Annotated in this window: 12 protein-coding genes; 6 read left to right on the top strand and 6 right to left on the bottom strand. The window is 58.9% G+C overall.

The genetic code is table 11. The annotated features are described in order from the left end of the window. The first annotated feature begins 3 nt into the window (after window positions 1–3). From ccmD to ccmI, 6 genes are all read left to right on the top strand, one after another. Window positions 4–231, top strand: a complete 228-nt coding sequence (gene ccmD, locus M8010_RS13525; RefSeq protein WP_250091990.1) for a heme exporter protein CcmD — start codon at window positions 4–6, stop codon at window positions 229–231. 14 nt (window positions 232–245) lie between these two features. Continuing rightward, the gene (ccmE, locus tag M8010_RS13520; protein ID WP_250091988.1) at window positions 246–722 is read left to right on the top strand and encodes a cytochrome c maturation protein CcmE; all 477 of its coding nucleotides are present in this window, start codon (window positions 246–248) and stop codon (window positions 720–722) included. A 39-nt stretch (window positions 723–761) separates the two neighbouring features. Next, on the top strand, window positions 762–2,774 hold the full coding sequence (locus M8010_RS13515; RefSeq protein WP_250091987.1) for a heme lyase CcmF/NrfE family subunit: 2,013 nt from the start codon (window positions 762–764) through the stop codon (window positions 2,772–2,774). After that, window positions 2,771–3,307: a DsbE family thiol:disulfide interchange protein gene (locus M8010_RS13510; RefSeq protein WP_250091986.1), complete on the top strand. Its 537-nt coding sequence runs from the start codon at window positions 2,771–2,773 to the stop codon at window positions 3,305–3,307. Before M8010_RS13515 ends, M8010_RS13510 begins: the two co-directional genes overlap by 4 nt. After that, the gene (locus tag M8010_RS13505) at window positions 3,307–3,789 is read left to right on the top strand and encodes a cytochrome c-type biogenesis protein (RefSeq protein WP_250091985.1); all 483 of its coding nucleotides are present in this window, start codon (window positions 3,307–3,309) and stop codon (window positions 3,787–3,789) included. Before M8010_RS13510 ends, M8010_RS13505 begins: the two co-directional genes overlap by 1 nt. Window positions 3,790–3,860: 71 nt before the next feature. Then, window positions 3,861–5,138 (top strand): c-type cytochrome biogenesis protein CcmI, encoded by a 1,278-nt coding sequence (gene ccmI, locus M8010_RS13500; protein ID WP_250091983.1) that lies wholly within the window; start codon window positions 3,861–3,863, stop codon window positions 5,136–5,138. Between the two features lie 5 nt (window positions 5,139–5,143). Here the strand turns inward: ccmI and M8010_RS13495 are convergent, their stop codons facing one another. From M8010_RS13495 to M8010_RS13470, 6 genes are read right to left on the bottom strand one after another with little or no spacing between them, the layout of a single operon-like run. Beyond that, the gene (locus M8010_RS13495) at window positions 5,144–6,883 is read right to left on the bottom strand and encodes a BatD family protein (protein WP_250091982.1); all 1,740 of its coding nucleotides are present in this window, start codon (window positions 6,881–6,883) and stop codon (window positions 5,144–5,146) included. Further along, complete coding sequence (locus M8010_RS13490) at window positions 6,877–8,670, bottom strand: vWA domain-containing protein (protein ID WP_250091981.1); 1,794 nt, start codon at window positions 8,668–8,670, stop codon at window positions 6,877–6,879. Before M8010_RS13490 ends, M8010_RS13495 begins: the two co-directional genes overlap by 7 nt. After that, window positions 8,663–9,685, bottom strand: a complete 1,023-nt coding sequence (locus M8010_RS13485) for a vWA domain-containing protein (protein ID WP_250091979.1) — start codon at window positions 9,683–9,685, stop codon at window positions 8,663–8,665. The genes M8010_RS13490 and M8010_RS13485 overlap by 8 nt, the downstream gene beginning before the upstream one ends. Further along, a complete protein-coding gene (locus tag M8010_RS13480) occupies window positions 9,679–10,149 on the bottom strand; it encodes a DUF4381 domain-containing protein (RefSeq protein ID WP_250091978.1) in 471 nt (156 codons plus the stop codon). The genes M8010_RS13485 and M8010_RS13480 overlap by 7 nt, the downstream gene beginning before the upstream one ends. A gap of 18 nt (window positions 10,150–10,167) precedes the next feature. After that, window positions 10,168–11,112, bottom strand: a complete 945-nt coding sequence (locus M8010_RS13475; protein WP_250091976.1) for a DUF58 domain-containing protein — start codon at window positions 11,110–11,112, stop codon at window positions 10,168–10,170. A 10-nt stretch (window positions 11,113–11,122) separates the two neighbouring features. Next, window positions 11,123–12,085, bottom strand: a complete 963-nt coding sequence (locus M8010_RS13470; protein ID WP_250091974.1) for an AAA family ATPase — start codon at window positions 12,083–12,085, stop codon at window positions 11,123–11,125. Window positions 12,086–12,196 lie beyond the last annotated feature (111 nt).

Here is a 12,196-nt window from a genome sequence, read left to right as displayed (position 1 = left end):
CCGATGGCATTTGATTCGTTCGGCGCCTTTATTGTTATGGAAGGGCATGGCCCGTATGTCTGGGCCTGTTATTTCATGTTCTTCCTGTTGATGGGAGCCCTTGCACTGTGGTCACTGCGCCAGCGTCGTTCCGTTTTTGCGCAACAACGCCGCAGGATGAACAGCGCGCCGGCGCGGGACCAGAGCCCCGCGGGCGCAAGCTTTACCCGAATTGAACCTTCACATGACTGACTGGTAGACAAACCATGCACCCGATCCGCAAAAAACGGCTCACCATTGTCCTTTTCCTGCTTGCCGGGGTTTCGGTGGCGGTTGCCCTGACTACCTACGCATTGCGGCAGAACATCAACCTGTTTTATGACCCGAGCCAGATTGCGCAGGGCGAAGCACCAGTAGATGTGCGCATTCGAGCCGGTGGCATGGTGGAAGAAGGTTCGGTGCTGCGGGACCCGGAAAGCCTCAAAGTCGAGTTCAAGGTAACGGATTTTACTTCCTCGGTATTGGTGGAGTACACCGGTATCCTGCCAGACCTGTTCGCGGAGGGGCAGGGCGTTGTAGCCATGGGCCGTATGGATGGGAATGGTCGCTTTGTGGCTGACCAGGTCCTGGCCAAGCACGATGAAAATTACATGCCGCCGGAAGTTAACGAGGCGCTGGAAAAAGCAGCGGGTAAACGGGCTTCCATGCCCGGTGTACAAGACGAAGCTGCCGCCAGCTACTGAGCCTGCTGGTCATCCTGTTGAAATAATTGGAGAACCCTGATGTATCCGGAACTCGGACAGATTGCACTGATACTCGCGCTGTTGCTGGCAGTGTTACTTTCCGTGGTACCCCTCGTGGGCTCGGTGACCGGCCGTGATCAGTTACAGGCGTTCGCCCGGCCATTATCGGCAGGTTTGTTCGTATTTGTGGCACTCGCCTTTGGAATTCTGACCCATGCTTTTGTAACGGATGATTTTTCCGTGGCTTATGTGGCCAACAACAGCAACAGCATGCTGCCGTGGTACTACAAGTTCAGTGCCGTCTGGGGTGGCCACGAAGGCTCGTTGTTGCTGTGGGTGCTGATGCTTGTTGGTTGGACGCTGGCCGTTGCCGTGTTCAGCCGCCGCCTGCCGGCGGTGATGGTGTCCCAGGTATTGGCGGTTCTCGGTATGGTTACGGTGGGTTTCCTGCTGTTCACCATCATCACCTCCAACCCCTTTGACCGCACACTGCCCAATGTGCCGGCTGACGGCGCCGATCTGAACCCGCTGCTGCAGGATTTCGGTCTTATCGTGCATCCGCCGATGCTTTACATGGGTTATGTGGGCTTCTCAGTGGCTTTTGCCTTTGCCATTGCGGCCTTGATCAACGGCAAGCTGGATGCAGCCTGGGCACGGTGGTCAAGGCCCTGGACGACCGTGGCGTGGGCCTTCCTGTCACTGGGTATTGCCCTTGGTAGCTGGTGGGCCTACTACGAGCTTGGCTGGGGTGGCTGGTGGTTCTGGGATCCTGTGGAAAACGCCTCATTGCTACCCTGGTTGTCCGGCACAGCCTTGATGCACAGCCTGGCGGTCACCGAGAAACGAGGAGTCTTCAAGAGCTGGACGGTTCTGTTGGCCATTGTCACTTTCTCCCTGAGCCTGCTTGGAACCTTCCTGGTGCGTTCGGGAGTGCTGACGTCCGTCCATGCTTTCGCCTCTGATCCGGATCGCGGCACCTTCCTGCTGGTATTGCTGGCCATCACCATTATCTCCAGCCTGACCCTGTATGCGTTCCGGGCGCCGGTAGTGCATGTGCGCTCCCGTTACGGCAGCCTTTCCCGGGAGATTTTCCTGCTGCTCAATAACGTGTTGCTTGTGGCTGCCACATTGCTGGTGCTGGTTGGCACGTTGTACCCACTGGTACTGGATTACCTTGATATGGGCCGGCTTTCCATTGGTGAGCCATTCTTCAACCTGACCTTCAGCCCGCTGGGTATCGCTGCCGGTCTGCTTCTTGGCGCCGGGATTTTCTCACGCTGGAAGAAGACCGACGGTGGCTGGCTGGGGCGCAAGCTGTTGTGGCCCCTGGCCATAAGCATGCTGGCGACAGCTTCTGTCATGTTGGCGTACGGCACCTTCATGCCCTGGGCCTTTGCCGGCGTCTTTGCGGCTATCTGGGTAAGCGTCGCCACGTTCTGGGATATCTGGGACAAGTCCGGTTCGAAAAAAGGCCGGCTCCATGGGCTGAAGCGTCAGTCGCGGAGCTATTACGGCATGGTGCTCGGTCACCTTGGTCTCGCCATTACCATGGCCGGCGCGACGGTTGCATCCAATTACGGTATTGAGCGGGATGTGCGGATGTCGCCGGGTGATACTGCCTCCGTGGGTGACTATCAGGTGACCTTTACCGAGATAGGCAACCGGCGGGGCAAGAACTTTACGGCGGAATACGGGCGGTTCGAGATCACCAACGATAATGGTCGGGTGGTATCCACATTGTATCCGGAGAAGCGTCAATACATGGTCCAGCGCAACACCATGACTGAGGCCGGGATTGATGCAGGCCTGTTCCGGGACGTGTTTGTGGCCATTGGTGAGCGGGTTTCCGACGACGCCTGGGCGATTCGTGTGCAGTACAAACCGTTGGTGCGCTGGTTATGGCTTGGTTCGCTGTTCATGGCTGCCGGTGGCTTCCTGGCGATTTCCGACCGCCGTTATCGCATTCGCGACAAGGCCCCTGAAAGTTATCCCTCTCCGGTACCCCAGGGCAGTGACACGCGCCGGCCTGATCCGGCAGGAGCGGCGTCGTGAAACGGGTGTTTCTGTTTATCCCGGTCATTATTGCCGCCGTACTTGGTGTTGTGCTGTTTGCTGGTATCGGCAAGGATCCCAACAAGCTGGAATCGGCACTGATTGGTAAACCGGTGCCGGAATTCCTGTTGCAAGACCTTCACGACGAGGAACGTGAACTTACCCGTGAGTTGTTCGAGGGGCAGGTGTCACTGTTGAATGTCTGGGGAACCTGGTGTCCCGCCTGCCGCGATGAACATGATGATCTGGTCTGGCTGGCCGAGGAAAAGGGTATCCGTATCGTCGGCCTGAACTACAAGGACAACCGTGACGATGCATTGGTCTGGCTGGACAGGCTGGGGGATCCGTATCAGGTATCCATCTACGATCCCCGAGGCCGGCTTGGTTTTGACCTGGGCGTCTACGGTGCACCGGAGACCTACGTGATTGATGCGGAGGGCATCGTGCGCCATCGCCATGTTGGTGTGGTTAACGAAAAAGTCTGGGAGCAGGATATCGAGCCCCTGGTCATCCGTTACAGGGAGAAAATCTGATGCTTCGTCCTGTGCTGATTGTCTTGTTGCTGGCGGTGTATGGGCCTTCATTAATGGCCGAACCGAACGATGTATACAGTTTCGAGTCCCGCTCGGAAGAGCAGAGATTCCATAACCTGATCTCGGAGCTCCGTTGCCCCAAGTGCCAGAACCAGAACATTGCAGATTCCAATGCCCCGATATCTAAAGACATGAGGGATGAGGTCTACCAGATGATGTCGGAAGGCGCCCGCAACGAAGAAATTGTTGATGCGCTGGTGGGTCGTTTCGGTGAGTTTGTGCGGTACAAACCCGAAGTGGACAGCCGGACTATCCTGCTGTGGGCTACCCCGGTAATTGCCGTCGGAGTGGGCTTGGTGGTGGTTGCCTTTATCGTTATCCGTACCCGTCGCAACGACGAGAGTGAGCCCGCGCTCAGTGACGAAGAGCGTTCCCGGGCCGCAAGAATTCTTGCCGAGGGTGACTCCGACCGCACATCCTGATTAACAGGTTTGTTTCTCCCCGGCAGCACAACGTTTCCACCCATTTTCTTTCAACGGACCATGACTGCTCCATGACACAGACTTTCTGGCTCACTGCAGCCGTATTGATCATACTTGCGCTGGCTTTCATTATCGCACCAATGTTTTTTCACCGTTCAGGCCGTCGCGCTGAGCTGGACTTGCGCAACCAGAATCTGCTGGCCTATCGAAGCCGGATGTCGGAGTTGGATCGCGAGTTTGAGGCCGGGGCAATGGATGAAGATAGCTATCGCCAGCTTCGTGAAGAACTGGCGGGTAGCATGCTGGATGACGTGCCCGATGCCGACCGTGGCGTACTGGAGTCTCCTGCCCAAGTCGGTGGTGGCAAGAGCTCCGTTGCCGTGGTGCTTGCCAGCCTGGTCATCATCCCGGCTGCTGCAGTGTTTCTGTATCAGCAATGGGGGGCTTTGGACGATGTTGAGCAGTTCCGTGCCATGCAGGAAATGATGGCGGCGGACGGGGACCGGCTGGGCCAGATGCAGGAGCTCACAGCCCAACTGCGTGAACGACTCGAAGAAAGCCCGGAGAATACCGATGGCTGGGCGATGCTGGGCCGGACCTATATGCGCCTGGAACAATACAGCGATGCAGCCTGGGCCTTTGAACGGCTTGCCGGCAGCATTGACAATGACGACAACGGCAAAGCGGTAGCATGGGGTCTGTCTGCGCAGGCTCAGTTCTTCCTGAGCCAGGGGGACCTGACCCCGGAGGTTTCCGATGCCATTGAGAAAGCCAGGACCCTGAATCCGGATGAGGTCAATGCGCTGGGATTGCTGGGTATCTATGCGTTCGGTCAGGAAAATTACGAAGAGGCCATTGGTTACTGGGAACGCATCGTTGAAGTGGCGCCGGACCACCCTCAGATTGGCTCCATTCGCCAGGGTATTGATCAGGCCTATCAGCGCCTCGGTCGCGAGGCGCCAACCGAAAGCGCGGAGGTCGCATCCGGGCCGGGCGTGACGGTTCGGGTAGAGATTGACGAATCGTTTCGCGACGATATTCCAGAGGACACCACGCTGTTTGTGTTGGCCCGGAGTGCCAAAGGTGAGGGTGGCCCGCCACTGGCAGTTGCCCGGCTGACAGCCGGCCAGTTGCCGGCGGAAGTGCGTCTGGATGACCGTTTCAATATGTCACCGGATTCTAAGCTGTCTGAGGCCAGTGAGGTGCGTGTGCAGGCACGGCTGTCACGGTCAGGAAATGCGCGGCCCCAGGCGGGCGACTGGGAAGGTCAACTGGATGAACCGGTTGCGGTAACCGGTACTGACACCGCCCCGGTCACTCTGGTTATTGACACCCAACTGGTGAACTAGCCGTTTCAGCTGGTTCTGAGCCCGTCGGGGTAAAGCGGCGGTAACGATTTACCCGAATCGACGGGCTTGGCAGCGCCGCGAATCCGGATCAGTGTTGCTACCAGGCGGTCTCCATTCCAGGTTGATGCCTGCTGTTCCGGTGTTCCGAATAGTCGGTGTTGCAACTGTTCAATCCCGGCCGCCAGCTCCTTATCCTGCAGGACACGGTTAACGTCCACCACGCTGCGAAAACTGGCTTCCGGATGCTGTACCGCCATCCAGCGCACCAGCAACTCGGTTGTCCTGGGTGAGCCTGCCCGGGCTGACTCGCAAAGTTCCCTGAACAGCGTTTTTTCACGGATGCCCAGAGGATTTTCCGGCGCAGGTTCGGGCCGCGATGCGCGTCGTGACAACCACCAGGCCGCAAGGGTTACCAGCCAGGCCGCCAAAAGGGCCGCCGTAGCCAACGGCCAGAAACCAGGGTCGGTATTCCTTTCGGCTGTATTGTCCGTGCCACTCCCTTCTTCTTGAGTCGCATCTGCCTGGCCGGGTGAGTCGGTGGGCAATGTCTCAATCTGACCGGGAATCGCCTCAATTGTCAGAGTCCTGGCCGGAACCACCGCGACCCGTTCGGTGTCACTTTCGGTATCCCACCAGGGTATCCGGATTTCAGGCAGTACCAGCTCCCCCGGTTGCACTGGCACCAGCGCTGTTGTCTGTGTCAGCTGTGATGCCAGCCCCTCACTGCCAGGAGTTGTCGTGCGCTCTGACTTCTCCGGATAGGCACGGATGCCGTCGGGCACCTGTTCCGGAAAGGGCGGTAGTGTCTCCGAGGGTAAGCCATCAGCCTGCAGATTGAGGGTTCGGGTGAGGTTCTGGCCGGCCGTCAGTGTCTGGTTCTGTGGCAGCCCGGATTCGCTCAGCTCCAGGTTACCTGCCGGCAGCCAGGTATCCCCACTGAAACCTGCGGGAACTCCCTTGACGGGTACGTCGAACAGGGTGGCGTTGTCGCGGAGGAATTTCAGCTGTCCGTCGTTGTTGCGTGCCTGCCCCTCAAATCTGATGGGCCGCAGGCTGAGTTGTCCTTCCCGCTGAGGGAAAATGGCGTATCGTCGCTCGACCACCCGGTAACGAACACCGTCCCGGTAGCGGGTGTACTCGTTCTGCTTGCCCAGTGATTCGACGATGGCGTGGGGATGCTCCGGTTCTGACAGCTCACCGCGAATCAGATTGCCTGTGAAGAACAGCTTGACGGTAAGGACCAGCTGCTCCTGCACGTAGACTTCGTCCTTGTCCGCCGCCAGTTCGATGAAACTGTCCCGCGAGGCATCTGCTTTCTGGTCTGGAGCCCTGCCACTGATGACCTGAATAGTAACCGGGTCGGATTCTGAGTCCCGGAATTTCAACGCCGGAATCGTCAAATCTCCGGTGGTTTTCGGGGCCAGTTGATAGGTCCAGGTGATTTCGCCGATCATTTCGTTGTTGATGGTGCGGATGGAATACTGCTGATTGCGGGCCAGGATATCGAAATCACCCTCTACTTTCTCGATATCCGGTTTCGGCAGGCTGGACATGTCGAAATCAAACAGATTGCCGAGGTTGATGTCGATTTTGGTGGTGCCTTTTACGGTCAGAGTCAACACTTCGCCTTGATACAGGCGGGTTCTGTCAGGCTCCACGGTCAGGTTATTTGCGGCCATAGCCTGCCCGGCCATGGTCAGAAGCAGCGACATCAGAATTAACGGATAGATCAGCCGGCTTACCATGGTGTATCGCCCTCGTCAGATGGTGTTTCCCGTTCCTGGTACTGTTGCAGGAATTTTCTTCGCAGCAGGCCGCCAGGATTGTCGGGTACACGCCTGAGCCACTGCTCCTGGCCCTGGCTCAGTGGCGAGGTCTCCAGCTCTGCTGGTGAGCGGGATTCCTGGCTGTCGGCTCCCTCATCGGTACTTTGGTCATTCTGCCCCGATGGCGGCTCCTGCTGCTGGTTGTCGCCGTCGCTCCGGGACTGGCTTTCCTGTTGCTGATTATTGCGCTGGTTATCCTGCTGCTGGTCACCTGGCTGACCGGAGGGGTCACCCTGCTGGTTCTGGCTGTCGGAGCCGTCCTGGGAGTCCTGCTGGTCGCCCTGTTGTTGCTGGCCCCCTTGCTGATCGGAGGATTCATCTCCCTCACCACCAGATTGGTTCTGTTGTTGTTCCAGAAGCTGTTTTACCAGGTCGCGATTGAATTGCGCATCCTCGTTGTCCGGGTGCGTTTCAATGGCTTTGCTGTAGGCATCCAGGGCTTCTTCCAGTTTGCCAGCACGCGCCAATGCGTTGCCGCGATTGTATTCCGCCGAGGGAGTGTCAGCGCCGGCAAAGGCTTGTGCAGCCTTGTCATAATCTCCCTTCCGGTAGAGTGCGCTGCCGCGCCAGCCGGGGTCATCCAGAATCCGTGCCGCCCGGTCGGGATCTTTTTCAATGAGTTCCGGCGCCCGCTGGTCCTGTCGCGACCAGAGGCTTTCCCAATCCAATGCCATGGCCGGGCGAGGCGTAAGTGGCAACAGGGTAAGCAGCAGCATAGCCATGGCGCCGCGGCGCCAGCCAATAAGCGCCAGCGGGGCTGCCAGCCAGAGTAACCAGTATCCATCATCCTGCCAGCGGTTGACGGTCAGATTCCGATCGCTGTCTTCCCAATCGGCAGAGTCGATGGGGCGGAGCTCCAGTGCAAGAATGTCATCATCGGTGATGGTCACCCTGTGGCTGTTGCCGCCGTTTCTGCTTGCCAGATTGGCCATGCTGTCCGGGTTGGCCCGGGTAATAACGATGTCATCGTTGTCCCTGATGAACCCCTGGCGGGCCAATGGGATCGGCCCGCCCTCTGCAGTGCCGACGGTAAGTGTGCTCAGTGCGAAAGGGCTGGTCGCCAGGTGATCGGTGATCCGCTGGCGATAGCGTTCTCCCACATCGTCTGCGATCAGTAGCAGGCGTCCGTTGCCGGGCGCTCCCTGTTCCAGCAGGTCCAGCCCGCGTTCGATTCCCAGATCCGCGCGATTGCCGGCAGCGGGCATGATAACGGGTTCCAGCACGTCCAGCATGCCTTCGATGGTGTTGCGGTCGTCCGTTAACGGCGTGACAACATGGGCATCTGCCGCATATACCACCAGTGCTGTCAGAGCTCCTTCACGGGCTTTAAGGATGTCGCGGATTTTGCGTTTGGCGACGGTTAGCCGATCTGGTTCCACATCAGTGGCCAGCATGGACAGTGAGAGATCCAGCACGATAACCAGACTGTCGTTTTGCTGCTGTAATGGGGTGGGAGCCTGCCGCCAGGATGGCCCGGAAAGCGCGAACGCCAGTACAACCACCGCTGCCACTGCCGGCCATATCAGGGATTTTCGCGGCGAGCCTGCTGCGCCCGATTGGCTGATCAAGGGCCGCAGCAACTTCGCGGGAATGATTCTGCCCCAGCCACTATCACTCTGCTGGAAGCGCCGTAGAAGCAGTGGCAGGAGCAGGGCAGCGAGTAACAGGAGCAGCCACAATGGGCGAAGGAAATGAAATTCAGCCATTGCGGGCCTCCTGCGCCGTGTCAGAGGGTTGGCGCCTGACTCTCGCCAGCCTGCCCCCTTGCATCAATAGCCATATCAGGGCTGCAATGCCCGCAGGCCAAACGTAGAGTTCAGTCACCGGCCGATAGTGTTTGCCCTCCAGCTCGATGGGCTCCAGCTGATTGATACTTTCATAAATCAGCTCCAGCTCGGGCAGGCTGCGGGCACGGAAATACTCACCGCCGGTCTGCTGTGCTATGCGTTTCAGCAGTTGCTCGTCCAGATCCCGGGACGGGTTCACCCGGCGGGAACCCAGCAGCCCACGCTGCACCATGGACTCAGCACCAATGCCGATGGTGTAGATACGTACGCCGGCGGCGCTGGCTATCTCGGCGGCCTTGTCCGGTGCAATTTCTCCGGCGGTATTGGCGCCATCGGTCAGCAGTATGACCACCCGTTGTTCTTGCGGCCGGTCCCGAAGGCGTTTGATCGCCAGGCCGAGCGCGTCGCCAATGGCAGTCGCTCGCCCGGCCATGCCAATGCCGGCCTCGCTGAGCAGGGTTTGCACCGTTGCCCGATCAAACGTCAGGGGTGCCTGGATGTAGGGTTCGGTACCAAACAGCAGGAGCCCGAGCCGGTCGCCTTCGCGGCGCTGGATAAAGTCATCCAGCACCCGCTTGACAGCGTGCAACCGGTTTATGCTGCGGCCCTGTATCACCATATCCTGTTCATCCATGGAGGGGGAAATGTCCACCGCCAATAGCAGATCTCGCCCGCTAACGGGCATTTGTATCTGCTCACCCACGTGCTGTGGCCTGGCCATTGCCACCACCAGCAAAAGCCAGATCAGAAACAGAAGCAGCTGTTGCCACCGGGGAACCCGGCTGCCGCTGCGGCTGACACCGGGCAGATCGGATAACCAGTGGCCCACGGGGAACACCGGCGCCTCTACTGGCTGGCTGCTGCGGCGACGCAAACGCATAAGCAAGGGTAACAGTGCCAGTAACAATACCCAGGGATAGGCGAGGCTCAGCATTTCTGGCCTCCCAACCATACCCGCGCGAACGTCAGCGCTTCTGCGGGGCTGCACTCCGGCGATGGCTGCCAGGCGCTGTTGACCATGGCTTCGACCACGGGCCGGAATGCCACCCGGTCTTTCGGGCTGGTTTCAAGCAGGAAGCGAACCCAGGACTCGCCGGACAGGGACTCCGGTACCTGTTCCGGGTAGCGCATTCGGGCCGACTGTTTCAGCAGCCGGTTCAGCGCGGCGAACCATTGGTTGTCCGCCGAAGCGTTTTGTTCCAGACGTTGTAATTCCTTTTTGGCTGAGCCCAGCCAACGGTTCCTGCGCTGTTTCCGCCGTATATAAACGAACACCACGACAGCCAGGCCGATGATAATGGCCAGCAGAATCCACCAACCCGGCGCCGGGGGCCAGAAGCCTCCGGGTTGCGGCAGGTGTATGTCTCTGAGCTGGCTCAGTGGATCCTGTTCCATCATGGGCTTGAAGTGGTCCTGTTATCCAATGTGGCCACGGGGGCCGAGCAGTGTCTGTAGTATCAGTGCAGGCTGATCGCTGGTCATCACGTTGGCCGGTTGTACCCCTGCCGTACGGAAGCATTCTTCCAACGCTTCGGTATGCTGCCGTACCTTTTCGGCATACGCTTGCTTAAACCGGGGGTTGCTGCTGTCAAACCACACCGGTCCGTCCTCGCTGGCAATTGCGAAGCGTCCGCTGTCGGGCAGTTTCAGTTCCAGCGGGTCAATAACTCTGAGTGCGCTGACGGTGTTGTGACGCGCCAGCGCCCCGAGCAGTCGTGATGTGTCTCCGGTAATGTTGAGAAAATCACTGATCACGAAAATACGACTGCCGGTATGGGCAACCCGGCGCGCCTCACGTAGCGCTGTATCGAGGTCACAGCCTTTCTCAACGGCCTGCTGCAGGCCCCGGTCGTCAGGGGATACTCTCTGCTGCTGGGCCAGGGTATCCAGCAGCCGGAGCACCGATTTCTTGCGGCGCGCAGGTCGCTGAACGCTTAACTCTCTGCCATTGAAAACGATGCCCCCCACCTGATCCCCGGACCAGAGCGCGAGCCATGCCAGAATACCGGCCAGCTGTGCGCAGCGGACCTGCTTGTAGGCGCCGGTACTGGCGAAAAACAGGGAAGGGCCAAGATCACACAATAGCAGGACCGGACGCTCACGCTCCTCTTCATAAAGCTTGGTATGCGGGGATTGTCTTCGGGCGGTTACCCGCCAATCAATACTGCGTATGTCGTCACCGGGCTGATACTGGCGCACTTCTGCAAAAGCCATCCCCCGACCCCTGCGTGGGGAACGCTGCAGGCCTGCCTGGCGCGATCTTACCGGCCTCGCCGCCGGCAACTTCAGGGCGCGGGCATCCGCCTGAAGCCGGATTAGTTCGGGCAGGGAAATGTGTGTGCCTGGTTCGGTTGCGGTCATGGTCACGGATTCAGGCAGTAACCGGAACGCGGTCGATCAGTCGCTGGATAATGGCATCTGCCGTCAGTCCCTCGGCTTCGGCTTCGAAGGTCAGCAGGATGCGGTGCCTGAGTACATCGAAGGCGATACTACGGACATCATCCGGGCTGACATAATCGCGGCCTTCGAGCCAGGCCATAGCGCGGGCGCAGCGGTCCAGTGCAATGGTGCCCCGGGGGCTGGCGCCAAAAGCAGTCCAGCGGGCAAGCTCGGGATCGAGAGTGGCCGGATCCCTGGTTGCCAGTACCAGCGCCAGCAGGTACTGCTCGACAGTCTCCGACATGTAGATGTCGGAAACCTCGTTACGGGCCTCAAAAACCTGATCTGCGGTCAGGCGTACTTCGGCGGCAACCTGCCCGCGCCGGTAGTCGTTTCTTGCCAGATGCAGGATGGCTTTCTCGGCTTCAGCCGACGGGTAGTCGATGACCACGTGCATCAGGAACCGGTCCAACTGTGCCTCGGGGAGCGGGTAGGTGCCCTCCTGTTCGATCGGGTTCTGGGTGGCCATGACCATGAATAACCGGTCCAGCGGAAAGGTACGCATACCCACACTGACCTGGCGTTCTCCCATGGCTTCCAGTAACGCAGACTGGACCTTGGCAGGCGCACGGTTGATCTCGTCTGCCAACACCAGGTTATGGAAAATAGGTCCATGCTGAAATTCGAACTGCCCTGTTTCCGCCCGGTAGATCTCACTGCCGGTCACGTCTGATGGCAGCAGGTCCGGCGTAAACTGGATGCGGTGAAAGTCGCCCTCCAGATGATCGGCCAGTGCCTTGATCGCTGTTGTTTTGGCGAGGCCGGGGGCCCCTTCCACCAGCAAGTGGCCATCGGCCAGCAGTGCAATCAGCAAGCGGTCCACCAGTTTTTCCTGGCCGATAATTCTTTTTGCTAACTGAGACCTCAGCTCGCCAAATGTATGCTGTAAAGCCATCGGTAGTGTCTGCTCCTGGTATAGAGATGCCCTAATTGATACGCATAAGTAGTTGTCGCAGTTTTCGCATCTGGGGGGCAAAAATCAAGGCTTTGACTATGCTTATGTGAC

The organism is Marinobacter sp. ATCH36, from assembly GCF_023555055.1.
Lineage (GTDB): Bacteria > Pseudomonadota > Gammaproteobacteria > Pseudomonadales > Oleiphilaceae > Marinobacter.
Note: the sequence above shows the minus strand (reverse complement) of the source record. Positions and strands in the feature narration are given on the sequence as shown.

What these genes read in the sequence shown, in the direction of transcription:
- M8010_RS13475 (WP_250091976.1), bottom strand. Translation starts at nt 11,112, where the DNA reads ATGACCGCAACCGAACCAGGCACACACATTTCCCTGCCCGAACTAATC.
- M8010_RS13470 (WP_250091974.1), bottom strand. Translation starts at nt 12,085, where the DNA reads ATGGCTTTACAGCATACATTTGGCGAGCTGAGGTCTCAGTTAGCAAAA.
- M8010_RS13495 (WP_250091982.1), bottom strand. Translation starts at nt 6,883, where the DNA reads ATGGTAAGCCGGCTGATCTATCCGTTAATTCTGATGTCGCTGCTTCTG.
- M8010_RS13485 (WP_250091979.1), bottom strand. Translation starts at nt 9,685, where the DNA reads ATGCTGAGCCTCGCCTATCCCTGGGTATTGTTACTGGCACTGTTACCC.
- ccmD (WP_250091990.1), top strand. Translation starts at nt 4, where the DNA reads ATGGCATTTGATTCGTTCGGCGCCTTTATTGTTATGGAAGGGCATGGC.
- M8010_RS13490 (WP_250091981.1), bottom strand. Translation starts at nt 8,670, where the DNA reads ATGGCTGAATTTCATTTCCTTCGCCCATTGTGGCTGCTCCTGTTACTC.
- M8010_RS13480 (WP_250091978.1), bottom strand. Translation starts at nt 10,149, where the DNA reads ATGATGGAACAGGATCCACTGAGCCAGCTCAGAGACATACACCTGCCG.
- M8010_RS13505 (WP_250091985.1), top strand. Translation starts at nt 3,307, where the DNA reads ATGCTTCGTCCTGTGCTGATTGTCTTGTTGCTGGCGGTGTATGGGCCT.
- ccmI (WP_250091983.1), top strand. Translation starts at nt 3,861, where the DNA reads ATGACACAGACTTTCTGGCTCACTGCAGCCGTATTGATCATACTTGCG.
- M8010_RS13515 (WP_250091987.1), top strand. Translation starts at nt 762, where the DNA reads ATGTATCCGGAACTCGGACAGATTGCACTGATACTCGCGCTGTTGCTG.
- ccmE (WP_250091988.1), top strand. Translation starts at nt 246, where the DNA reads ATGCACCCGATCCGCAAAAAACGGCTCACCATTGTCCTTTTCCTGCTT.